Genomic DNA, 23,344 nt, shown 5'->3' with positions numbered 1-23,344 from the left:
GCAGATCAGTTCACTTGACCTTCGGGCTTGATCAGAAAAAAGACCAAGGCCAGCGTTGCTAAAGAAAGGGCCGAGACGGATATGAACACCGTTTCGTGAGAAATTTCCATCATCCATCCGAACAGCGGCGGTCCAAAAGCCACTCCGAGGAACCTCAGGCTGCTGTACAGCGATGTAATCATGCCCCGCTCCTGCTTTTCTACAGAACCGGTAATCATCGTATTCAGACAGGGGAGCAGTAACCCTGTTCCAATGCTGTTGGCGGTCAGCAGCCCGATAAAAAGATAAATATTCTCATTGAAAAAAATCGTCAGTGCCAAAGAAACGGTCATCAGGACAAGTCCGATATTCATCAGCCAACGCATCAGAATACCGTTTTTCTTAATGACACTTCCCGTAGTGTATGAAGTAATCACCATTCCAATCAGCGGTATGGCCAATACCAAGCCCTTCATAATGCCATCGATGCTGTAGGGCTTTTTCTCCAAAATGTCGGAAAGATAGAACAAAACTCCAAAGAGAATGAAAAGTGCCATGGAGCCCGCGAAAAATGCTGATATTAACCAGCGTCCTTTTTTCTTGAAAATGCTGAGTATCGTGTGCATATATTCCTTCAATTCAGGTGCCTGCTCCGCTTTTTTCGGCTCGCGGATCACCCAAATTACGGCTACCAAAGAGATTGCGCAGAAGGCGGGAAACGCAAAAAAAGCGGCATACCAGATAATCAGGGCAAGCAGTGCTCCGATAATCGGACTTAACACTTTGCCTGTGCCGTTCGCCGCCTCTGTCAATCCCAATGCTTTGCTTTCTGTGCCGCCTTTGTATAAATCCCCGACGAGCGCCATGGCGATTGGAGCCGTTCCGGCCGCACCCATGCCCTGAATCGCTCTGGCAATAATCAGCACGGTATAAGAATCCCAAATCGCTCCGAAGCCCGCAAGAATTCCGGCGCCGCCATATACGATCAGCGAAGGAATGATGACGGCTTTGCGGCTGAACCGGTCAGATAAATACCCGACAATCGGAATGAAAATTCCGGCAGTCAGAGAAAATAAGGTAATCACTAAACTTGTTTGAAACTGCGTCAGGTTTAATTCCTTTTTCATATCGGGCAGAACGGGGACCAGCATGGAATTGCCCAAGACGAGAACGATGGGCACACTGGCAATGGTCAGGAACTGCCAAATTAATCCCTTTGACGACTGTCCAGGATTCGGCTGCTTGTCATTGAATTGATCCTTTGCAGGAATGTCGCTTTCAAATCGGATGCTGAGCTTGCCGGATTTGATTTTCTGCATTTTTTATTCTACCCCTCCAATAAAGTAATGTTAATTTGCCCTGCTGCGGGAAGGGTCATTCTTGCTGCAGATGGTAATAATGCGAGGGAAACCCAATGAAAAACGGCCCCAGGGAGGCCGTATCGTTGGATGTTTGTTTCACAGCTTTTTTAGTGATTGACGATTCCGACCCGTTCCGGCACGGATTCCTTTAGGGGAGATTTCGTTTTACCGTGCAGCGCGTAGCGGATACTGTCGATCAACGCCTGCCAGCTTGCTTCAATAACATTCGGTGAAACGCCGACGGTGCTCCAAGTGTTCTCTGAATCGCTCGATTCAATCAGGACGCGGACTTTGGCTGCCGTAGCGTCTTTATCGTCGAGCACCCGGACTTTATAATCGGAAAGATGCATTTTCTCAATGTCTGGATAATATTGGACAAGCGCTTTGCGCAGCGCATTGTCGAGCGCATTGACGGGGCCGTTTCCTTCAGCGGCGGCGTATACGTTTTCGCCCTGCACATTCAGCCGGATAATGGCTTCAGACACGACGCTTTGATCCCTGCTTTTCTCTACCAGCAGCTTGAACGATTCAAGGGTAAAGGCTTCCTCGAGCTGGCCGGACGCTTGACGAAGCAGCAGCTCCAAAGAGGCGTCGGCACCCTCGAATTGGTAGCCTTGATGCTCGAGATCCTTGATCTGCTGAATGATTTTTTTACTTTCGAAGTTGTCTTTGTCCAGATCCAGATGAAGCTCTTGCGCTTTGACCAGCAGGTTGCTTTGTCCCGCAAGCTCGGAGACAAGCACTCTTTGCTTGTTTCCGACTCGTTCCGGCTCGATGTGCTCATAGGTCTTGGGATGCTTCATGATTGCTGACACATGAATTCCGCCCTTATGGGCAAAGGCTGCGCTTCCCACATATGGCTGATTCAAAGGCATGTGCATATTGGCGATTTCGCTGACAAATCTGGCGACTCCGGTCAGGCTTTTCAATTGCTCGTCGCTGACGACCTTGTATTGCAGCTTCAGCTGGAGGTTGGGGATAACGGAAACGAGATTGGCATTTCCGCAGCGCTCTCCATAACCGTTAATCGTTCCCTGAACTTGTGTGGCGCCCGCTTTAACGGCAGCAAGGCTGTTGGCCACTGCCAGCTCGCAGTCATTGTGGGCATGGATGCCGACGGGTGCTTTGCATCGCTCGACAACGGTTCCTACCATATCGGCAACCTCATCCGGAAGGCTTCCCCCGTTCGTATCGCATAGGACGATCCAGTCTGCGCCGGCTTCCTCGGCTTTGCGTACAGTTTCCATGGCATAATCCGGATTATGTTTGAAGCCGTCAAAGAAGTGCTCCGCATCATAAATGACTTCCAGGCCTTTATCCTTTAAGTATTTAATGGAATCGTAAATCATGGACAGGTTCTCTTCGAGCGTGGTTTGCAGCGCTTCGGTAACGTGGAAGTCCCAGGTTTTCCCGAAAATGGTGGCTACCGAAACCCCGGATTCAAGAATCAGATTCAAATTCGCATCTTCCTCAGGTGCGATACCCTTGCGGCGGGTGCTGCCGAAAGCGGTGATTTTGGCGTTGCTCAGCTTCAGCTCCTTGGCTCTGTTGAAAAATTCGATATCCTTGGAATTGCTGCCCGGCCAACCGCCTTCTATATAAGATACGCCCAGCGCATCGAGTCTGCGGGCGATTTTCAGCTTGTCTTCTACGGATAAGCTGACTCCTTCCCCCTGAGTCCCGTCACGCAGGGTGGTGTCAAAGATCGTTACTGCGTTAGACATTGAGATGTCCTCCTTACCGTCGGATGTGTATTTCAATATTATAGCACTGTAGGAGGCAATTGTGGATAGGGCTGAGTAATATTCTTGACCTTGAATGCGGCTGGAGGGTAAACTCAATATCATACAAACATTCAAAGATTTACGGAGGGAAGAACCATGTCAACCAAACCGTCAAAAACCTTAATCGCCGTCCCGAATCCGCATCCCGACCGGGATTATGAAGTGGAAATCGATTGTCCGGAATTCACCGCTCTGTGCCCGATTACGGGTCAGCCGGATTTTGCCACGATCACCTTCAAATACGTTCCCGGCGCGTCTATTGTCGAGTTGAAATCATTGAAACTGTACTTGTGGAGCTTTCGTGACGAAGGTCATTTTCACGAGGACGTCACCAATCGGATTCTGAAGGATTTCGTCGACATGATTCAGCCCAGGAAACTGCAGGTCGTGGGAAAATTTAACGTGCGGGGCGGTCTCTATACAACGGTCAGGGCAGAGTATGAGCAGGGCAAATGAGTCTTATCCCCCTGCGGGAAGAGTCATTCTGCACATGGATATGAACGCTTTTTATTGTTCGGTGCATGAAGCGGTGCAGCCCGAACTTTACAAGGGAAAGCCGCTGGCCGTTTCCGGCAGCGTTGAATTGCGCAAGGGTGTGATCGTCACGTCCTCTTACGCGGCTAGAAACAGGGGCGTCCGAACGGGAATGCTGGTCAGCCAGGCGATGAAATTGTGCCCAGAGCTGATCGTCATTCGTCCGGATTTTGATTTATACCGCAAATTCTCCAACGCTTTTATCAAAATTGCCTTAAACTACTCCCCGTTGGTTGAAGTCATGTCAATCGACGAATGCTTTGTCGATATTACCGGGTCCAAGCAGTTCGGAAGCCCGATGGAGATAGCGGAGGAAATTCAGCGCAGAATTCGGACAGAGCTTTCCCTGCCGTGCTCGATCGGAATCGCTCCCAATAAACTGCTGGCCAAGATGGCTTCCGACATGAAAAAGCCAAACGGCATTTCCGTTCTGCGTTACCGGGATGTTCCGCAGGTTCTTTGGGACAAGCCGTGTTCTCATTTATACGGGGTTGGCGAACGGACGTCGGAAAAGCTGAAGCGGATGGACATTCATTCCATCGGACAGCTTGCCTGTTCGGATGAAGCAGAATTGGTCAAACAGTTCGGCGTTATCGGCATTTGGCTGAAGGAGGCCGCCAATGGTCGGGATACATCTGTTGTAAATCCGGAAAGGGAACAGAACAAATCCATCGGACATACGACGACGCTGCCCCGGAATATAGCGGAAATGCCGGAGGTTCGCAAAGTGTTTTTGAATATTGCCGATCAGGTGGCGAGAAGACTGCGCCGGCAGGGACTTGTAGCCCATACGGTGCAGATCGTGATACGCACGCCGGATATGAAAACCGTTACGCGCTCGGGCAAGCTCCCTTCCCCCACGGAAATGGCGGATGAGATCTATCGCGAGGCCTGCAGGCTGTTTGAGATGAATTGGAAAGACGAAAAGCCCGTCCGTCTGCTGGGCATTACGCTGCAGAATTTGCAGCCTAAGGAAGAGTCGCCGCTTCAATTGGATTTATTTGAATATGAAAAGCAGCCCAAAAAGGAAAAATTAAATCAAATCGTCGATGAGCTAAGGAACAAATACGGGGAAAATGCCGTATTGAACGCGGGAATGCTCGGGGACGATCCGTCAGCCTTGATCCGCAATCATAAGGTTCGCGGCACATCGCTGCAGTTGGATCATTTGCGAAACAAATACTTGGATGATTTTTCAGGAGGGACCCGATTATTTTCGACGGGAAAGGGCATTATAGAAAAGCAGCGGGATTCTTATCGAAATTTGAGATGATAATATTTCACTTTTTGTATTTGAACTTTGCTTTCTTTTATATTATATTGATTATTGGGATGAACCTTGCGCGAATAAAAATGGGAGGTAAAAGAGTTTATGGCAAAGTACACATGGGTTGATAAAGAAACTTGCATCGCTTGCGGAGCTTGCGGAGCTACCGCACCGGATATTTACGATTATGATGACGAGGGCCTTGCCGAAGTGATCTACGGTGATGACAATAATAGAGGAATAACCGAAATTCCCGAAGATCTTTACGACGATCTTCAAGACGCAAAAGACGGCTGCCCGACCGATTCCATCAAACTCGGAGACGAGCCTTTCAACAACTAATACAACGCGGCTTTTAGCAAGCGTGGAAATGGAAGCCAGTACAAATCAAACCCTGTCCGTGCGACAGGGTTTTTTGCGTGTTTTCGGCAAAGTCTGACAAATTTCAATATCGATCTCGCCAGCTTGGATCACGTGACCTCCGATTTGACTTTGCCGACCGCGTTGTACGGAGCTTCGATCGCTTGGGCATCGTCAGCGGAAAATATTCCCTCCAGCACCGGAGTCATCAGCAGAACGCCGTTCTCCGATACCAACGTTGTGCTTACGGCTGTCATCAGCAGCGGATCCGTCAGCATCAAAAGAGATTTCCCGTTGAACGTCCAATATACTTATCTATACGCTGCAGCGGCGGATACCGGAAATACGGTGACTGTGACCGGAACGGTCAGGATTTGGCTTAATAGGGATTTGGCGAATGTAACGGGAGACGTATATGCTTTAGGGGTAAAACGATGAAGAGATTGAAAAATTCCCTGATGCTTCTGCTGTTATTTTTGCAGGTCGGTTCTCCAAAGGTTTTTGGAGAGGCTTCGCGCGAAATTGTATTAGGTCAGGACGGATAAATTCTCACCCGGCTTGCCACATTTTCAGGGAACCGGGCTTTCGGGGATGCGGACGGGCCTTCGCTTGCATCGTCTTACCGAACGCCGATGGGACTGAACCATGCCGTAAGATATGTGAAGGACGGCCTTGTGCGTACGTTAACAGGGGGCAGGAACGGAGATCACGGATATGCTGACGGCACGGAAGGGAATGCGCTTCTCTTCAGTCCGACCGATATTGCGGTCAGGCCGGACGGAAAGATTTTCGGTGTGCCCTACAATCAGGAGATGCTGTTTGCCAGGGGAGAGGTCAAGGTTGTCAACAACCGTGCGATGATCCCTGTCCGCAAACTGGCGGAAAAGCTCGGGGGCGCAGATTCTATATGAGCAGGACAAACAAATGGTTCAAATCAGCAGGGCCGACACTTCCTTGATGCTCCATGCAAGAGATTCCGAAGCCGTACAAAAAAGAAACGGCGCCGATGATCGGAAAGTCCGGTTCGATACAGCGCCGTTCGAAAATAACGGAACTTTCTACATTCCGCTTCGCAGTGTTGAAGAACTGGGTTTGGACGTACAGTGGGATGCGCAGACCGTGACCGTAATTTTACGGGAGGCCACGGCCTCTGCGATTCACCACGTTCGGACCGGCGGCGACCAGGTGGCCAGCGGGGTCTGCATCAAGTGCCAAATCGGTACGGCGTATGCGACCAGCACCAATACGACGGTGACGGCAATCCACAGCGACCAGCGTTCGAGAATGAGCGGGGGGTGCTGGGTGCTCTCGTCCACCTCGCCGATCGGATATTCCGCCGGCTGATCCGTGCGCGGCGCATAGTACATAAGGTAAACCGCCGCGAAGAGGAACAGCATCACCGAAATGAACAGCAGCACCCCGCCGATTCCGATGACATACATATACGGAAGCCAGGACAAGGCTGTGGCGTGATCGTTATAGGTGGAGAAGCTGGAACGCCGCGGTTCTCCCATCAGCCCGACAATATGCATGGTTATTCCGAGAAGCAGCATGCCCGCGATCCACAGGACGCTCTGCACAATGCCGAGCTTGTTGGCCCCCGGCGTCAGCGTACGCCGGGTAAGCACCGGGATCAGCCAGTAGGAGATGCCGAAAAACGTCAAAACCACACTGGTTGCGAGCGTCAAATGGAAATGGCCGGTCACCCAAAGGGTATTATGTACGACCTGATTCATCTGGTAGCTGGCATTGACGATGCCTCCCGCGCCCGCCGGAATGAACATCAGCATGGACAGGACGGGGGCCAGAAAACGGACATCTCCCCACGGCAGCTTGCGGATCCATCCGAATCTGCCTTTGGCGCCCTGCGATCTGCCGGCCAATTCGAACGTGCCGATAATCGCAAAGGCCGTCATCAGCGATGGAAATACCACGATCATGGTCAGCACCACCTGCAGAAACTTCCAAAAATTTGAAATTCCCGGCTCGTTCAACTGGTGATGGAAACCGACCGGCACGGAATACAGAATGAACAGGATGAACGTGAGCCTTGGCAACGTATTGCTGAACACCTTTCCCTTGATGATCCGCGGCACGTTGACGTACCAGTATATATAGGCCGGCAGCAGCCAGAAGTAGACCAGCGGATGGCCGAAGTACCAAAACAGCGCCCGGCTGAGCGCCACATTGATACGCGGGGTCCAGCCCAACGACCAGGGAACCAATTGGAAGATTACTTCAACAGCAACACCGATGGTCGCGATAATCCACAGGATCATGGTGGCCACCGCCATATAGGCAAACAGCGGGGAGACTTCTCCCTTGTGCGTCCTGCGCCAATACGCGTAATTGATGAAGATCGCGATGCTGCTGAACCAGCTGCCGACGATCACCAGCACGAGCCCGATGTAAAACCAAGGCGACGCCTGCAAAGGAGCATAAAACGTGTAAAGCACGCTGGCGTCGTTGGTCAGAATGGTGATGGCTGCCATGATTGTGCCGGCCAGCATCAGATAAAATCCCCACCAAGCCCAGCTTCGGGCGCTTGCAAGCATCTTCCCGTCGAGTGTCTTAACGACGCCGGAATACAGGAACCCGATGATGAAAAACGTGGTGAACACAAGCGCCAGCAGAACGCCGTGCGCGGTTAGCAGCTGGTAATAATCAAGCATAGGGGGAAGCACGATATAGCCGGCGCGCACCAGCGCCTGCAGCAGGCCCGCGAGAGCGCCCAGAAACAGGGCGATAAAGGAGAAAATCAAATGCGCCAGTATTAAATTGGCGTCTTTTACGTCAAAAGCAAACGAAGAAGCCGGTATGACCGCTCCGTCGAAACCGGCATTTTTATGTTTGGCCGCACTCATGTTATCCATCCTTTCTTATTAATTCTTGTTAAGCCCGTCATTGGACGATAATCCGGCCCAACATCAAATGATGGCCGGAACCGCAGTATTCATTGCACAAAATCAAATAATCTCCCGGTTTGTTGAACGTATGGGTAAATTCGCTGATATGTCCGGGGACGATCATCATGTTCACATTGGTTCCGGCAATATACATTCCGTGCACCACATCGGGACTGGTCACCTCGAAATGAATCTTGGAACCGGCGGGAATGGTCATTTCCCCTGGGAGAAAAGCAAAAACTTTTGCCTGCATGACGGCCCGATATTCTTTATCCGCAACCGTAAACAAGCCCGGTTTGTCGAAGGGCGGGGTCGCGCCCACCTGATCGGGAGCGATCGTTTTCATGTGTCCGGAAGGATTGAAGCCCATCGCAAACCCCATTATCCCCAATAGAACCAGAAAAATGACGAGTGTGATCGAACCGGTGATCAGCCAAATTTTCTCATAGCGCGGAAGTTCAATGTTGAACATCTGTTTTCACTCCATTATGTCAGGATTACGATCGGTAAATGAACACAAATAAAATGGACACCCAGACGGCCGCCAAAAACGCGCCTATCAGAAATACGGACAAAAGCGTATCCTTCAGGTTTTCTTCGTCCGGATGGCGGGACGCATTCTTCAATCGATTTGCACCTCCTTGCAATTGGAAAAACCATCATGATTTTTTTAAAGTATGGGCACAATGGAAAGCGAATATGCAGGCTGTCAAAAATCGCTGCCTTAAGGTCGATATATTCATTAGGCGAAGAATGGCGGAAATGCGGGGTGACGGCTTTGGAATCCAATGAAAAAATCGAATTCAAAGACGAAAAATATTTGAAGGACTATGTCAAACTGCATCCGGATAACAAAATGGTCTGGTACTTGCTGGGCAGGGAATATGTCAGAAAAGGGGAGACGGGAAAGGCGACCTACTGTTTTCAACAAGCCGGGGAGGTGTATCTCGCTTTCGAGGACAGTGCCGCGGGGGCGGTTCATGATCAGGAAGCTCCCGGCAAACGCACGGCAGGAAGCGGGGACGGGCCGAACGAGCGAAGGAAAACGCGTAAGCCGTTATTTTCCGTTGCTAGATATACGACTGCGGCAATCTGGGCTTTGCTGCTGATCTTTTTCATCCCTGCCTTGGAAGGGGCGAGGCCGGAAACGCACCGTGCAGAGGTCGCGGACCCCGCGCTTTCCGGTCCTTCGGCAAATCCGGAGTCAAGCGAAGTTCGCCCTTCGGCTTCTCCTTTACCCTCACCTTCGCTTGCCAGCGGGACTCGTCAGACACCGGAGAAACCGATGTTGTCCAGAGTCTACTATTTGGGTGGAGAAGCGGGAAAGGGTTCATATCAAGCAGCCCTGTTCGGACTCGCCGAGTCGGGAGGAAGCGACGGCAGGCAGCAGGTCTCCCTGGTAGCGGAGTCCGTCCGCAGCTCTGTCGCAAGCTGGACGGATTGGACACGTGAGCCGAAGCTGCGGTTTACGGCAGTATCGGCCACTGGGGGGGGAGGCGCCTTGCAGATCCGGCGATTGGAACCGGAGCAGTGCAGCTGCCTGTCGCCAGGGCTTGAAGCGTCCGCAAGGTTGTTCGCGGAATGGCGGAATCAGCAGGAGCAGCTTTGGGTGCTGGCTTCCGCCGTCAGAGCCTATCAAGCCATTCATCATCAACTGCCTGACACGGTAAAAGAGCTGCAGCGGAATTATCCGGGCAACCTGCTGCCGGGATATACGCCGATCATGAAACAGGGCTTTGCATTTCTATTCGGGAAACCGGCAAGCGGTATTGGAGCCGAAACGGCAAAAGGGCAATCCGCGAGCCCGCTGAAAGCGGCGGAGGCCTGGGAAAGAGCGCTGGCCGCAGGCTTGGGTGAGACGGGTAAGGGTGATGAAGGCAAACGGGCGGCAGAGGATCAGTCGGTCATAGTGCCGGACGCGGACCTGCTGCAGTCCCCCTTGGAAATTATCGTGGACCGGAAGCATCACCGGCTGGCTTTGGTCAGCGGAAGCATCATCCTCAGGAATTATCCGGTCGGGCTGGGAGGCTCGCGAACCCCTCTGGGGGAATTCGTCATCAGCGAAAAGGTCATGAACCCGAACGGACATGCCGACGGCGATTATGGAAGCAGGGGCATGACATTATCCGATACGCTGTATGCCATTCATGGAACGAACGCACCGGAAAGCATCGGAAAAGATCTTTCGCATGGCTGCATCCGTATGCTGAAGGACGATATCGAGGAATTGTACGATATGGCCCCGATCGGGACAAAGGTGTCCATCCGCGCAGCGGGGCTTCCGGAAGAAATCATGCGCAGCTCAGCGCGGTTTGCTCTGCCGCATACGGCGGTGGAAACAAATCCGCATCACGTTTACAAATGGTTGAATTAAGCGGAGGCCCTACCTATTGAAAATCAGCAAAACGGTCATGGCAATGACAATTGCCGCGAAAATCGATGCAATCCAAATGATCGCTTTTTTGTTCACCTCGTTTTGTTTTTTGCGTTCCAAGAGAACGTTTTTCTTTTTGGCCATAGGAGCATCCAACCTTTCAAGTCAGGGATCTGAATAATGAAAGCAATACTGTGAATTTATATTCAATAGGAGTATGGAGGAATAGGGAATGAGAACGGAAAGTTTACGTCCGCCTTTAAAACCGGGAATAAACCGCAAAAACCCAATCATATTCCTGATTTTAACAGCGGTGGGGTGCCATCCCTTTTCCGGAATAATCAATAATTGAAGAGATATTCACCTTAATTTTTCATTGAACAGGCTCCCTGGAAAATAGGATATTGATCCTATATTAGCACAACTGAAAGCGTTTTTGTAAAAAAACTGGCTCGCAACACTGGAAAAAAAATGCAAGCATGCTTTATTTTTGAGGGTAAAAACGCTACAATAAATGACTAGACGTCCCAAAGAAATATTTTTAGCGGAAGCGAATTTTCAAGATAGTCTAGAGGATGGAGTGGTCTTATTGCTTTATCGTAGCTTGGCCAAACCGCTGCTGTTTCGCATGGATCCGGAAAAAGCGCATCATTTGACTGTCGGGGGCTTGGCCGCCGCGGCCAGAATTCCCGGAGCAACCGGATTGCTGAATCTCCTGTACGGGACGGCTAAGGCGCCGGAGCTTGCCGTTAACCTGTGGGGAATCCGTTTTTCACATCCGATCGGCCTGGCCGCGGGACTTGACAAAAACGGCGTTGCCGTCCCCGGTTTTACCTCCATGGGCTTCAGTTTTGTCGAAGTCGGGACGGTGACTCCGCAACCCCAGCCGGGCAATGAGCTTCCTCGTTTGTTTCGCCTGCCCGAGGATCAAGCGCTGATCAACCGGATGGGCTTTAATAACCGCGGCGCATCCGCGATGGCGGAAGAACTGAAGCGGGTCAAGCAGCGGAAAATTCCCGTTGCCGTGAATATCGGCAAAAATAAGTGGACGCCGAACGAAGAGGCCGTGGAGGATTACCGGGCATGCATCAAAGCGCTCTATCCTTACGGAGATTTTTTTGTGGTCAACATCAGCTCTCCGAATACCCCGAATCTGCGGGATCTCCAGCACGGGGAGGAATTGCGAAAGCTGCTGGGTGCGGTCAAGGATGAGATGGACAAACAGGCGCAGGGTAAAGGGGTTAAGCCCGTGCTGGTCAAATTGGCTCCCGATGTGGACGAGCGGGATCTGGAGCATATGACGGACAGCATCATGCGCAGCGGGGTATCCGGCATTATTGCCACCAACACGACGATCCTAAGGGACGGCTTGGCCAGTCCGCATCAGCGGGAAACCGGAGGTTTGAGCGGAAAACCGCTTGCCCGCCGTTCGACGGAAGCCATCCGCAGCATATATAAATTAACGGGAGGGAAACTTCCGATTATTGGGTCCGGAGGTATTTTTTCGGCGCAGGATGCCTACGAGAAAATACGCGCCGGCGCCAGCTTGGTTGAAGTCTATACCGGCTTGATTTATCAGGGACCGGGAATCGTTCGCGCGATTCACCGGGGATTGATCGAGCGCTTGAAGCGCGATGGATTTGCCGGCATTTCCGAAGCGGTGGGAGTGGATGTTCAGTTAAGCTGAGAATTGGAGGGAACGCCTGTGGACACCAGAGATTGGGGAATGTTTTTGTTTCCGTATGAACAAGCGGTGGAGGAATTGAAGGTCAAATTCAAGACGCTGCGTGCGGAATTGAAAAAAAGGGAAGTTTTTTCCCCCATTGAGTTTGTGACCGGCAGGGTCAAACGCACTTCAAGCATATTGGAGAAGGCCAACCGTTTGCAGGTTTCAATGGATCAAATCGAAAAAGGCATCGAGGATATCGCGGGCATTCGCATCATGTGCCAGTTTGTCGAAGATATTCATCGGGTGGTGGAGTTAATTCGCGAACGAAAAGATTTTAACATTGTATACGAGAAAGACTACATTACAAATAAAAAAGAAAGCGGCTATCGCAGCTATCATGTGATCATTGAGTATCCGGTGCAAACCGCGCTGGGCATGAAGAACGTGCTGGCGGAAATTCAAATCCGCACGCTGGCGATGAATTTCTGGGCGACCATTGAGCATTCGCTGAACTACAAATACAAATCGGATCTGCCCCAGCCCGTCAAAGAGCGGCTGCAAAAGGCTGCGGAAGCGGCCTTCAAGCTGGATGAGGAAATGTCGAGCATCCGCCAGGAAATCGTCGAGTCCCAGCAGCTGTTTGAAGATCACGCCAATCTGGTCGGTGTGATCCTCAACGGTATTCAGGAATTGTATTTCTATCATAAAGTCAGGGAAGCCGCGCAGTTTCAACTGATATTCAACGAGCGCTGGGAGCATCAGGATGTCTGGGGGCTGAAGCAGCTGTCGGCGGATATTCAGGATGCGCTGAATCGGGCAAAGCAGAACGCGGCGCGGTGATGAACAGCGGGGAAATTGCACAACCCTGCCGGGATGATGAACAGCGGGGAAACCGTACGACCTGCTGCGGCGGAAACGCACGGAAAGGATTTGAAGATTCTCATGTCTTACGACCGTTTATATATTGAGTATTTATACTATTTTAACGTAGCCCGGGATTATTTCGAGTGTCATGAGGTGCTGGAGGAGCTGTGGATGCAGGAGGGGAGGAACCCGCTGTATCAGGGCTTGCTGCAGGTGGCGGTCGGCTTGTACCACTTCCGCAACGGCAATGTGAACGGCGCGGTGAAACTGTTCACCAACGCTCTGGAGAAGCTGGGCCCGTTCGAATCCGACGGGCCGGGCATCGATATGGAGGCGCTGCTGGCGGACAGCCGAAATTATTTGGCCAAACTTCGGCGGTATGCCGAAGCGCCCTTTGACTATTACGATTTAGATATCCGGATCGTTGATCCTTCGCTTATGGAGAAAGTGGAAAGCTTGAAGCGGAATCCTCCGCTCAAGGAGGAAGATGTCTAAATTTGTTGCCCTATTTTAGGGAAAAGCCCGGCATTCACCGGGCTTTTCGGTTCATATCTTTGCAATGACGGAAGGATCCAATGTTAAAAATTAATTGTCATAGTCATTTGTTTGATTGATTCTTGTATTTGTTGAAAAAGTCGCGGAAATCCTGCTCGGTGTATCCGCCGTCTCCCGGGTGTTCCTCGACTCCCCCCTCCATCCGGCTGAGGAGATCCACTTGTTTGCCGTCCACGATTTGCGTGCGTTTGATTTCTTTTCCGTCTTTATAGTAGACCAGAGTCGGTGTGTACTCGATGTTGTATTCCTGCCAGCCTTCTGGAAATTCCAGCAGGTTGAACTGCTTTACGTCCACATTCATTTCTTTGGCGATTGGCATCAAAACCGGTGTCGTCAGTTTGCAGTGCGGACAGGTGGGGCTGAAGAAATACACGAACAAACCGCCTTTTTTGCCGAGTTCCGTTTTTAATTGTTCGGGTAAAATGATATTCTGGTAATTGGGATTGTCCAACTGCTCCCTTGTTTCGGGGTGCAGTTTGGAGGCTTTGATGCCATACACGTTGTCCGCGTTGTCCGCCGTCGTCGTGGATGTCCGATTGAGAACGAACAGAACAGCGAATAATACGACAATGACGGAAAGATAAATCAGCAGTTTTTTCATTCCACACCTCTTTTAAGTTTGGACTTATCTTGAAAATACACTCCCGCTAAAAAGACGCATCGCCATTTTCATCACCTGTTGGGTGCCATGAAAATGGAGTGGGACGTCCACCCTTCCATTATAATCGAAATCTATGAAAGTTAAAAATGATACTGACTGACGGAAAGAGTGAACGGAAATGACGGTCAAATTGCCGGAAGCGTTTGAGAAAAGAATGCAGCATATGCTCGGGGAAGAGTTTGAGCCTTTTTTGGCCTCCTATGAGAAGGAGCGGTATTACGGGCTGAGGGTGAACACGTTAAAAGCGCCGGTCGGGGAATTCCTCGAGCTGTCTCCGTTCCGGCTGTCCCCCATTCCCTGGTGCAGGGAGGGGTTTTATTACAACGGGGAGGAGCGTCCTGGCAAGCATCCTTATTATTATGCGGGTCTTTACTATATCCAGGAGCCCAGTGCGATGTCGCCCGTCGAACTGCTGGACGTCCGGCCGGGCGATCGGGTGTTGGATGTATGCGCGGCCCCGGGGGGCAAATCGACGCAAATTGCCGCAAAGCTTCAGGGGCAGGGCGTTCTTGTTTCCAATGACAATTCGGCGGACCGGGTCAAAGCGCTGGTCAAAAACATCGAACTGTTCGGCGTGCGGAACGCCGCTGTCTTGAATGAAACGCCGAATGCGCTGGGCCGTGTCTTCGGCGGATATTTCGACAAAATTCTGATTGACGCGCCCTGCTCGGGAGAAGGCATGTTTCGCAAGGACGAGGACATGATCCGGAGCTGGTCGCCGGAATCGGTGCAGACCTGCGTCGTGCTGCAGAAGGACATTCTTGACGCGGCCGCCGTACTGCTTGCGCCGGGCGGCAGAATGGTCTATTCGACCTGCACCTTCGCGCCGGAAGAGAATGAAGCGCGGATTGCCGATTTCCTCGATCGCCATCCGCATTTTGAGGTCGTCCCGATCCCCGATGCCTGGGGTTTTGCCCAAGGAAGACCGGAATGGATCATGGAGAGCAGGCAGGGCATCGAAGGCTTCAGCGGGCGCGCCGCGGAGGCCGTCAAAGGAACGGCCAGGCTTTGGCCGCATTGTATTGAGGGAGAAGGTCATTTTGTGGCCGTCCTGCAGCATAAAGGGGAAGGGCTGGGAATCGAAGCTGATCCCGCCTCGGGAAGGGAAAGGACAAGCGGCAGGGGCAATGGAGGGAAAAAACCTGCCCAAACGGAAACGGAACGTGAGGACATCATTTCGCGTTTTTTTGCGGAGATGGGTTTTCCCGATCTTCCGGGCAAGCTGGTGTTCTTTGGCGACTTTGCCTATTTGGCGGCTGCAGGGCTGCCGGACCTGTCCGGCCTGAAAGTGGCCCGCCCCGGCTGGTACATCGGCAATATCAAGAAAAACCGGTTCGAGCCGTCGCAGGCATTGGCTATGGGACTGAGGGCGCAAGAAGCTGTGCGGTCCGTATCTTTCACCGCAGACTCGCTTGAAGTGGTTCGTTATCTAAAGGGCGAAACGCTGCAGCTGGAGAAGGATGAGATTGCCGTGCGGGATACCGGTGTGAGCGCTAAGGGCTACTGCCTGGTTTGTGTGGACGGGTATCCGTTAGGTTGGGGCAAATGGATCGACGGCTTGCTGAAAAACGAGTATCCGCCGGGCTGGAGGTGGATTTGGTGAAGAAGACGCAGCGTTTGGACAAGATTCTGGTTCATCTGGGCTATGGAACGCGCAGCGAAATTAAAAAACTGGTTCGCGCCGGCTCCATTCATGTCAACGGGAAAACCGCCGGCGACAGCGGCATGCAGGTGAATCCGCTGATGGATGAAATCCGGGTCCGCGATGAAACGGTGTATTTTCGCGAATTTATTTATATCATGCTGAACAAGCCGCAGGGCGTGGTTTCGGCGACAGAGGATCTGCGGGACTCGACGGTGATCGATTTGCTGGACGAACGATACGCGGCTTTTAACGCGTTTCCGGTGGGCAGATTGGACAAGGACACTGAAGGTCTGCTGCTGCTGACCAACGACGGCAAGCTTGCGCACATGCTGCTGTCCCCGCGAAGGCATGTTCCCAAAACTTATTATGCCAAAGTGCTCGGCAAGGTCACGGATCGGGAAGCGGCATCCTTCCGGCAGGGCGTGGTGCTGGATGACGGTTATGAAACCATGCCCGCCGAACTTCGCATCCTGTCTGTTCAAGGAGGAGAGCAAGAGTCATTTGTTTCAGAAATCGAGCTGACGATAGCGGAAGGCAAATTCCATCAAGTCAAGCGGATGTTTCAAGCGGTCGGCATGCAGGTCGTCTTTTTGAAGCGGATATCTATGGGCGGTTTATTGCTGGACGACCGCCTGTCGCCCGGAGAATACAGAGAATTGACGGAAACAGAGATCAACATGCTCAAGGAGTGGGAGAATGGGAAGCGCATTGAAATACAGGATGATCGCCCTTGATGTGGACGGTACGCTGCTGAACGACCACTATGAAATTACCGAAAACACCCGGAGGACGATTGCGCAAATTCACGCGGAGGGCTGCAGGATTGTGCTCTGCACGGGGAGGGGACCGAAAAACACGCTGCCGCTTCTGGAACAGCTTGGGGTCAGCGGCACGGCGATTACCCATAACGGAGCCGTGACGATTGACGGGACAATCGATAAAGTATTGTCCATCATTACCATTCCGACGGATCATTTGGCTCCATTGGTCGGATACTGCAGAGAACGCGGGATGCATTTCGACGTCAATTCGGCCTTTCATTTATTCGTCGAGCGCTTGGGGGCATTTGAGAAAGAGATGTATGCGAAGTATTTGAACAGTCCCATCGTGCTGCCCGCGATCGAAGAGTTGCCTGAACCGGCTGTTAAATTGACGATGTTCGGAGAGCCGTCCGTGATGGATCAGGCGGAAAAAGATTGGGCCGGTTCCGGAAAAGCATTGCGGATGACGCGAAGCGGCGACTTTTTCATCGATTTCATGGAGCCGGAGGCGACCAAAGGAGCGGCTTTGCGGAAATTGGCCGGGATGTGGGGGATTCCGCGCGAATCGATCATGGCCATCGGCAATTATTTCAACGATCTGGAGATGCTCGAGTATGCCGGTCTGGGCATCGCCATGCAAAACTCGCCGGAAGAAGTCAAATCCAGGGCCGATGCCGTCACCGCTTCCAATAATCACGACGGCGTCCATCAGGCGATTGTACGATATATGTATTCACAGGCCTGAAGCATGTATGAGCGTTCCCGGATAGGATAGGCTATGTAAAGGGTCCATATTTAGGGCCGATAATCCGGTCGAGTCAAAAAACGAAGGGAGCGCTCAAATGGAAAAAATCACGATGAGGCCTGATTTGAGAACAGCCGGTGGTGAAGTGAGCGATATGATGCTGAGTGGCAGATTCGTCGGTACCGTTTCGTTGGTCTATCGTGAAAATGAACGGATGACGGGATCGATTCAGCTGGAGAAGAGGAATCTGTCCGGCAAAAGCAAAGAAAGGCTGATCCGGTTTGCGGAGAACTACGTCAATTCTCTGGCCAACGCCCTAAATGTCAAGGAAAGTGATGTTGTCTTGACTTACAGCGACTATGAACGGATTTTTTCCTTTGCCAAGCAGGAAGACGCGTTCCGCAAATGGACAAATAATGAAGCCGTTGATACGGACATTTTGGAACACGATGTATTGGACCGTCCCAAAATCGTCGATGTCGATCCGGATGACATCGAGATCATGGATATGCGCAAAGGTCAAAGGACAGTCGTTTATGAGCTGGTGATTGTCGGTGAAAGCCGGAATCGGGTGGAGTATCATATTTATGATGACGACAAAGCGTGGGTTGCCGAAGCGTTCATGAATATTTACGGCAAGGACGTAGTCGGGGAAGTGAACTGGGTGTTCGATCCGACGGAGGATGAGATCGAAGCGGTGATGGACCTGATCGTATCCGATTTCGATGAAAATCGGATTGAAACGTTCTCCATCGACATGAAAATTGGTGACGACCTGATCGAGTCGGTGGACTTGGCCAGGGACGATCTGATCGAAGAATTTTTGGACGAGCATGAAGAGGACGAAATTTCCGACGATGAGGATTACACTGTTGTGATGACCCGGGATGACGGGGATACACTGACCTACGACATTTACAGACAGTCCTTGGGGGGATTGCCGATCGGCACGGCGACGGTGGATATTTCCTCCCGCAAAGTGACGGGCTTCATTGATTTCCACGAGCCCGGCAGCGGAGACGACCGGGAAGCCATTGCCGCCCTGGTGCTGCGCGAGGTGGATAAAGAACGCGATTGCGATTCCATGAACCTGACGATGCTCTACAATAATGAGCCGATCGATGAAATCTTTTTTGAATCGGAGCACCTTCACTGATGATGGAGCGGAGTCACGAATAAAACTTGATTGCATGCCCTTGTTTTGCGGAAAAGAGGAGTTCTGTCCGTTCGACAAGGGCATTTTTTGCTGTGGAGAAGATGTCGAAAGCAGTATGAGCGTGTTCACGTTTTCAACACGCTTAGATCAGCGGAATCGGCAGGATTTGGCCCGGATAAATGAAGTCGCTCGATAAATGAGCGGCTTCTTTGATTTTCGCCACAGAAACGCCCTTCTTTTGGGAAATCAACCACAGTGTATCACCGGGTTGTACCGTGTATGGCTCGCTCGGCGCCTGAAGGTAGAGGGCCTGACCGGGATATATCATATCCCCTGTCAATTGGTTCCACGTCCGCAGATTGTCAACGGTGACATTGTAGGTCAAGGCAATTTTCCACAATAGATCTCCGGGCTGGACAATATGGATTTTCCCCGGATTCGAGCCGGATTTTGCCGTCAAATCGGGATTGGAAATGAACAGAAGCTGACCGGGAACGAGGAAATCCGGTGCAAGCTTATTCCAATTCATCAGCTGCGAGATGCTGACATTGTTCGCGATGCTGATTTTCCACAGTGTGTCTCCGTACCGGACTTGCACCATCTTGGGTAAGACTCTTTTTACGCCGATCAGTCTCGACATCCAATAGTCGGTAGAAATATCCGTCGATTTGACCCCCTTGGAAACGGTGGCGTTCAACATGATCAGATTCCCCTGATAAATGCCGACATGATCAGCAACGCCCGGATTCGCGGGATTCTGAAAAAACAACAGATCGCCGATTTGCGCCTGATCCAGGTTGACAGCGGTTCCAAGCTGATACTGGTCCGAGCTTGTCCGGGGCAGCGTCATGCCGTTTTCCAGGAACACTCTGCGGGTGAAGGAAGAGCAGTCGAAGGTGGCGGTTTGATCGGGATTGGCCCCGAACTGATATGGAGTTCCTATGTATTTTTGTCCCGAGTCAATCAGCCTTTGGCCCATAAGGCTTGACGGAGCTTCCGCCAGCACGGGCTCAGCGCCGAGCTGCAGCAAAAGCGCTACAGCGATCAACAGGCCGCCCAGCTTTCGAGCGCCAAGGCTGAAGGCGCCGATGGGAAACTTGCGGACATCATTTGTTTTTTTGGAGCGGCTGAAGAAGCTCCAGGAACTTTTGTCGACCTTCATGAAGAATCCTCCCTAGCTTCAGATTTATACATGACCCGAGACGCCAAAAGACAATTCATAGTGGATTCTTCGGGGACGCTTCAACGTGCCATTTTCATCATCCGTTGGCGCCATGAAAATGGCATGAACGTCTATGTATAAATTTAGTATAAATGCAGGCAAAATGGCGAAACAACGCGAAATATTTGGAAAAATGATTGTTTTTCGCAAAAAAATCCTTTCATAATTCGACTGTAAAGGTGATAATAAGGGAAAGTCATGCTAGAGGGTGATACCCGTGAAGCTGTTCTCTCAGGAGCTGGGACATATCGTTTTTCTTTCGGAAGTGATTCATTCGGGAAACAAGCGCCATTTGATGGGGGATGCCATGAAGTGTCTTCTTTATGTCGCCAAATCTCTTGAGGAAGTTGAAGTTTCCGAAGAGGTAAAAGAAGAGCTGGATCGTTTGATCGCCGGACTGGAAAGCCAGTTGATCAAGGAGAACGACCGCATCCGCGAAATTCGCGGGAATTTGTCCGAACCGGCTTACCTTCGCAAATTCGGAGACAATTAACCCGGGGATCCGCCTCAAAATCGCCTCAAAATCGCCTCAAAATCGACCCGAGATACGCCTCGAAGCCAAATCAACACCTTTCTTCCATGAAACGTTTTTGACCGGACGGGCTCCGTTGACCATTTTTTACAATCCTGATCGGTTGTTGCAGGCGAAAGAGACATGATATAATGAAACGTAGAACGAACGAGGATAGACGTCCTATGCCATTTTCATGGCACCAGCAGGTGATGAAAATGGCACGCGACGCGTCCTCGAAGAATTCAAATTGAATTATTTTTTAGTGGAAGTGAATTTTCAAGATAGAGGTGCGCCATGAGCTTTGAAATCCCTGGAAAGATGCAGGTTTTGGGAGAAAACATTCAAGAGCATCAGTTGAAATATCATGACAAAGCCGTTTTGGTCTCCAAGGAATTCACGTTTGACAGCGCCCATCACCTTCACTGCTACGAGGGCAAGTGCAAAAGCCTTCACGGGCATACATACAAATTGGTGGTCACCATGCTGGGCAAAATGGATTACAGGGGAATATCCATAGATTTCGGAGATATCAAGAGAATTGCCAAAGAACGCGTGATAGACCGGCTGGACCATCATTATTTGAACGAAGTGCTTCCGCCGATGAATACGACCGCGGAGAACATGGTGGTTTGGATTTATGAGCAAATTCATCAGGCCCTTATGGAGGAAAACTTGTACCCGGCCATCAAACTTCAGGAAGTGCGCCTATGGGAAACGCCCACCAGCTTTGCGGCCGTGACCAGAGAATTGATGGAGGCCGATTGAATGAACGAAGCCTTGCGAATTCCCATAGTGGAAATTTACGAGACGGTGGAAGGGGAAGGAACCCGTGCAGGGTTCCCGACCATTTTCGTCCGTCTTTTCGGTTGCAATTTGCGCTGCGTCTGGTGCGATACGCCATACAGCTATCCGCCCGGCAAGGCCGAGAAAGTGATGACGGTCCGGGAAATTCTGGAGAGCGTTCGTTCCTATAAGTCTACCCATCTTTGTCTGACAGGCGGCGAGCCGTTGATGTACGGGGAGTCTTCCCTTCAGCTGCTGCAGGCCCTGTCCGGTTTGGAGCAACTGGAAGATATTCATGTGGAAACGAACGGCGCCATTGATCTCGCTCCATTTCTTGACCGGATCGTTTCGCCTAAAGTCAGGTATGTGATGGATTTCAAGCTTCCTGGATCAGGTGAAACGGAACGTATGGCGATGGACAATTTGAGACTGCTGAGAGCTTCCGATGAGCTGAAGTTCGTCATTGCCGGCGAAGCTGACTTCCATGCTGCTAGAGAGCTTTTGGCGGCAAATGATGTAAAGGCCGTTCCTCTGTTCGGTCCGGTTTGGGAAACGATGCCCCCTGCAAAATTGGTGGATTTGATGCTGGAGTACGGCTTGTCGGGGGTCAGATTGAATTTGCAGCTGCATAAGCTGATCTGGGATCCCTCGGCCAGGGGCGTGTGAAAGTGGCTCGAGCTGATGTGGCGCGAACAGCGGTTGGCGGTTGAATAAAGGTGCAAACATCAGCAAAAGGAGAGGAGTCACGAGAGACTTGGAACACAAAGAAGTCGCGCGACTGAAAGAAGACATGAAACCAACAGAAGATGGGCGGGAGCCTGCGAAAGGGAACCGAAAAAAAGCGGTCGTGATTCTGAGCGGCGGCTTGGACAGCACGACCTGCATGGGGTATGCGAAGGAAAAAGGGTATGAGCTTTATCCCATCACGTTCGATTACGGCCAGCGTCACCGCATGGAAATAGAAAATGCTCGTCAGGTTGCTGAATTCTACGGAGTAAAAGCGGAGGATCATAAGGTGGTTTCTCTCGGGTTTTTGCGGGAATTCGGAGGCAGTGCGCTTACCGACGACTCGATCGAGGTTCCGTTAGATACCGGCGTCGAGCAGGGAGGGCAAGCCGAAATTCCGGTTACCTATGTGCCGGGCAGAAATTTGCTGTTTCTGTCCATTGCCGCCTCCTATGCGGAAGTCAGCGGAGCGGAAGCGATTTACATCGGTGTGAACGCATTGGATTACAGCGGTTATCCCGACTGCCGTCCGGAATTCATTGAGGCTATGGGAAAAGTGATTCGGCTCGCAACGAAGGCCGGAGCGGAAGGACAGACGATTGCCATCGAGACGCCGCTCATTGAATTGAGCAAAGCGGAGATTATCCGTGAGGGCTTGCGCATGGGTGTCCCGTATGAACTGACGACGTCATGCTACAACGGCTGGGAGGAAGCTTGCGGCGAGTGCGACAGCTGCCGGCTGCGGCTCAAGGGCTTTGCCGAAGCGGGCGTGCCGGACCCGATCCGTTATCGGAGGTAAGGAGAGGGGACGGAAGCATGTTATTGTTTCAGGAAAGGGAGCTCATAACAGAATACGGGAAAAAGCTGATCGGCAGCGGTTTGACAAAAGGCACCGGAGGAAACATCAGCATCTTCAATCGGACGGAAAACCTCATGGCGATAACCCCAAGCGGACTGGATTATGATAAGACGAAGCCAGAAGATATCGTCATCATGGATCTAAACGGAAATCTCATTGAGGGAAGCAGAAAACCCTCCAGCGAGCTTGAAATGCACAGCATCTTTTATAGGCAAAGAGACGACATCCATGCCATGGTGCATACCCATTCTCCCTTTGCATCCACCATTGCGGCGCTGAATTGGGATTTGCCTGCGGCATCCTATTTGGTTGCTTATGCGGGCAAGAACGTCAGATGCGCGAAATATGCGACCTTCGGAACCAAGGAATTGGCGGTCAACGCTTTTGAAGCCATGCGGGAAAGAAAAGCGGTGCTGCTGGCCAATCATGGCCTGCTGGTCGGAGCGAAGGATTTGCATAATGCGTTTAATGTGGCTGAGGAAATCGAATACAGTGCGGAAATTTATTATCGCGCCAAGTGTATAGGGGATCCTGTCATTCTGCCGGATGAGGAAATGGAAGTTTTGATTGAAAAATTTACGACGTACGGACAAAAATGAATATGTGGTTTTATATCAAA

At 51.4% G+C, this 23,344-nt stretch carries 26 protein-coding genes and 2 pseudogenes; 20 read left to right on the top strand and 8 right to left on the bottom strand.

The features are described from left to right. Positions 1–5: 5 nt before the first annotated feature. Positions 6–1,298 carry an MFS transporter gene (locus VF724_RS00975; RefSeq protein WP_371752333.1) on the bottom strand — a complete coding sequence of 431 codons (1,293 nt, stop codon included), beginning with the start codon at positions 1,296–1,298 and terminating at the stop codon, positions 6–8. Between the two features lie 149 nt (positions 1,299–1,447). After that, on the bottom strand, positions 1,448–3,064 hold the full coding sequence (cimA, locus tag VF724_RS00970; RefSeq protein WP_371752332.1) for a citramalate synthase: 1,617 nt from the start codon (positions 3,062–3,064) through the stop codon (positions 1,448–1,450). A 156-nt stretch (positions 3,065–3,220) separates the two neighbouring features. Between cimA and queF the strand changes: the two genes are divergently transcribed. The 7 genes and pseudogenes from queF to VF724_RS00935 all read left to right on the top strand — a co-directional run. Next, complete coding sequence (gene queF, locus VF724_RS00965; protein WP_371752331.1) at positions 3,221–3,580, top strand: preQ(1) synthase; 360 nt, start codon at positions 3,221–3,223, stop codon at positions 3,578–3,580. Then, a complete protein-coding gene (locus VF724_RS00960; RefSeq protein WP_371752330.1) occupies positions 3,564–4,931 on the top strand; it encodes a DNA polymerase IV in 1,368 nt (455 codons plus the stop codon). Before queF ends, VF724_RS00960 begins: the two co-directional genes overlap by 17 nt. 99 nt (positions 4,932–5,030) lie before the next feature. Continuing rightward, a complete protein-coding gene (locus VF724_RS00955) occupies positions 5,031–5,267 on the top strand; it encodes a ferredoxin (protein ID WP_371752329.1) in 237 nt (78 codons plus the stop codon). Between the two features lie 132 nt (positions 5,268–5,399). Beyond that, positions 5,400–5,531: pseudogene (locus VF724_RS00950) on the top strand (immunoglobulin-like domain-containing protein); the annotation flags it as partial. Positions 5,532–5,579: 48 nt separating this feature from the next. Beyond that, positions 5,580–5,723, top strand: coding sequence for a hypothetical protein (locus VF724_RS00945; RefSeq protein ID WP_371752472.1), 144 nt, complete (start codon positions 5,580–5,582; stop codon positions 5,721–5,723). A 236-nt stretch (positions 5,724–5,959) separates the two neighbouring features. Beyond that, positions 5,960–6,196: a hypothetical protein gene (locus VF724_RS00940; RefSeq protein ID WP_371752328.1), complete on the top strand. Its 237-nt coding sequence runs from the start codon at positions 5,960–5,962 to the stop codon at positions 6,194–6,196. 13 nt (positions 6,197–6,209) lie between these two features. Beyond that, a pseudogene (locus VF724_RS00935) lies at positions 6,210–6,359 on the top strand (stalk domain-containing protein); the annotation flags it as partial. Positions 6,360–6,442: 83 nt separating this feature from the next. Here the strand turns inward: VF724_RS00935 and VF724_RS00930 are convergent. From VF724_RS00930 to VF724_RS00920, 3 genes are read right to left on the bottom strand one after another with little or no spacing between them, the layout of a single operon-like run. After that, positions 6,443–8,149, bottom strand: a complete 1,707-nt coding sequence (locus VF724_RS00930; protein ID WP_371752327.1) for a b(o/a)3-type cytochrome-c oxidase subunit 1 — start codon at positions 8,147–8,149, stop codon at positions 6,443–6,445. A 37-nt stretch (positions 8,150–8,186) separates the two neighbouring features. Beyond that, the gene (locus VF724_RS00925) at positions 8,187–8,654 is read right to left on the bottom strand and encodes a cytochrome c oxidase subunit II (RefSeq protein ID WP_371752464.1); all 468 of its coding nucleotides are present in this window, start codon (positions 8,652–8,654) and stop codon (positions 8,187–8,189) included. Positions 8,655–8,688: 34 nt separating this feature from the next. After that, positions 8,689–8,817 carry a cytochrome c oxidase subunit 2A gene (locus tag VF724_RS00920; protein WP_371752326.1) on the bottom strand — a complete coding sequence of 43 codons (129 nt, stop codon included), beginning with the start codon at positions 8,815–8,817 and terminating at the stop codon, positions 8,689–8,691. Positions 8,818–8,960: 143 nt separating this feature from the next. On the opposite strand from VF724_RS00920, the gene VF724_RS00915 reads away from it, so the two are divergent. After that, positions 8,961–10,565, top strand: a complete 1,605-nt coding sequence (locus VF724_RS00915) for a L,D-transpeptidase (RefSeq protein ID WP_371752325.1) — start codon at positions 8,961–8,963, stop codon at positions 10,563–10,565. 9 nt (positions 10,566–10,574) lie between these two features. Here VF724_RS00915 and VF724_RS00910 read toward each other — a convergent pair whose 3' ends face one another. Then, positions 10,575–10,709, bottom strand: a complete 135-nt coding sequence (locus VF724_RS00910) for a hypothetical protein (protein ID WP_371752324.1) — start codon at positions 10,707–10,709, stop codon at positions 10,575–10,577. Between the two features lie 445 nt (positions 10,710–11,154). Here VF724_RS00910 and VF724_RS00905 point away from each other — a divergent pair, with 445 nt between their 5' ends. Genes VF724_RS00905 through VF724_RS00895 form a run of 3 tightly spaced genes read left to right on the top strand, consistent with a single transcriptional unit; the run spans position 11,155 to position 13,593 of the window. After that, positions 11,155–12,252 carry a quinone-dependent dihydroorotate dehydrogenase gene (locus VF724_RS00905; RefSeq protein WP_371752323.1) on the top strand — a complete coding sequence of 366 codons (1,098 nt, stop codon included), beginning with the start codon at positions 11,155–11,157 and terminating at the stop codon, positions 12,250–12,252. Between the two features lie 18 nt (positions 12,253–12,270). Then, positions 12,271–13,074, top strand: coding sequence for a GTP diphosphokinase (yjbM, locus tag VF724_RS00900; protein ID WP_371752322.1), 804 nt, complete (start codon positions 12,271–12,273; stop codon positions 13,072–13,074). A 15-nt stretch (positions 13,075–13,089) separates the two neighbouring features. Continuing rightward, positions 13,090–13,593: a DUF309 domain-containing protein gene (locus VF724_RS00895; RefSeq protein ID WP_371752321.1), complete on the top strand. Its 504-nt coding sequence runs from the start codon at positions 13,090–13,092 to the stop codon at positions 13,591–13,593. 103 nt (positions 13,594–13,696) lie between these two features. Here the strand turns inward: VF724_RS00895 and VF724_RS00890 are convergent, their stop codons facing one another. Next, entirely contained in the window at positions 13,697–14,254 is a 558-nt protein-coding gene (locus VF724_RS00890) for a thioredoxin family protein (protein WP_371752320.1), read from the bottom strand. Between the two features lie 178 nt (positions 14,255–14,432). Here VF724_RS00890 and VF724_RS00885 point away from each other — a divergent pair, with 178 nt between their 5' ends. The 4 genes from VF724_RS00885 to VF724_RS00870 all read left to right on the top strand — a co-directional run bounded on the left by VF724_RS00885 (position 14,433) and on the right by VF724_RS00870 (position 18,621). Further along, positions 14,433–15,917 (top strand): RsmF rRNA methyltransferase first C-terminal domain-containing protein, encoded by a 1,485-nt coding sequence (locus VF724_RS00885; RefSeq protein WP_371752319.1) that lies wholly within the window; start codon positions 14,433–14,435, stop codon positions 15,915–15,917. Further along, positions 15,914–16,693 (top strand): pseudouridine synthase, encoded by a 780-nt coding sequence (locus tag VF724_RS00880; RefSeq protein ID WP_371752318.1) that lies wholly within the window; start codon positions 15,914–15,916, stop codon positions 16,691–16,693. The genes VF724_RS00885 and VF724_RS00880 overlap by 4 nt, the downstream gene beginning before the upstream one ends. After that, complete coding sequence (locus VF724_RS00875; protein ID WP_371752317.1) at positions 16,656–17,465, top strand: Cof-type HAD-IIB family hydrolase; 810 nt, start codon at positions 16,656–16,658, stop codon at positions 17,463–17,465. Before VF724_RS00880 ends, VF724_RS00875 begins: the two co-directional genes overlap by 38 nt. Positions 17,466–17,562: 97 nt before the next feature. Continuing rightward, positions 17,563–18,621 carry a hypothetical protein gene (locus tag VF724_RS00870; protein WP_371752316.1) on the top strand — a complete coding sequence of 353 codons (1,059 nt, stop codon included), beginning with the start codon at positions 17,563–17,565 and terminating at the stop codon, positions 18,619–18,621. Between the two features lie 142 nt (positions 18,622–18,763). Here the strand turns inward: VF724_RS00870 and VF724_RS00865 are convergent, their stop codons facing one another. Further along, a complete protein-coding gene (locus tag VF724_RS00865) occupies positions 18,764–19,783 on the bottom strand; it encodes a LysM peptidoglycan-binding domain-containing protein (RefSeq protein ID WP_371752315.1) in 1,020 nt (339 codons plus the stop codon). A gap of 277 nt (positions 19,784–20,060) precedes the next feature. Between VF724_RS00865 and VF724_RS00860 the strand changes: the two genes are divergently transcribed. From VF724_RS00860 to VF724_RS00840, 5 genes are all read left to right on the top strand, one after another. Further along, positions 20,061–20,336, top strand: coding sequence for a hypothetical protein (locus VF724_RS00860; protein ID WP_371752314.1), 276 nt, complete (start codon positions 20,061–20,063; stop codon positions 20,334–20,336). Positions 20,337–20,651: 315 nt separating this feature from the next. After that, positions 20,652–21,122: a 6-carboxytetrahydropterin synthase QueD gene (gene queD / locus VF724_RS00855; protein ID WP_371752313.1), complete on the top strand. Its 471-nt coding sequence runs from the start codon at positions 20,652–20,654 to the stop codon at positions 21,120–21,122. Beyond that, a complete protein-coding gene (locus tag VF724_RS00850) occupies positions 21,123–21,806 on the top strand; it encodes a 7-carboxy-7-deazaguanine synthase QueE (RefSeq protein WP_371752312.1) in 684 nt (227 codons plus the stop codon). 124 nt (positions 21,807–21,930) lie between these two features. Continuing rightward, entirely contained in the window at positions 21,931–22,665 is a 735-nt protein-coding gene (queC, locus tag VF724_RS00845) for a 7-cyano-7-deazaguanine synthase QueC (RefSeq protein ID WP_371752463.1), read from the top strand. A gap of 17 nt (positions 22,666–22,682) precedes the next feature. Beyond that, positions 22,683–23,324: an L-fuculose-phosphate aldolase gene (locus VF724_RS00840; RefSeq protein ID WP_371752311.1), complete on the top strand. Its 642-nt coding sequence runs from the start codon at positions 22,683–22,685 to the stop codon at positions 23,322–23,324. Positions 23,325–23,344 lie beyond the last annotated feature (20 nt).

The sequence above is a fragment of the Ferviditalea candida genome (assembly GCF_035282765.1).
Classification (GTDB): domain Bacteria; phylum Bacillota; class Bacilli; order Paenibacillales; family KCTC-25726; genus Ferviditalea; species Ferviditalea candida.
This window is presented reverse-complemented; position numbering and strand designations above follow the sequence as displayed.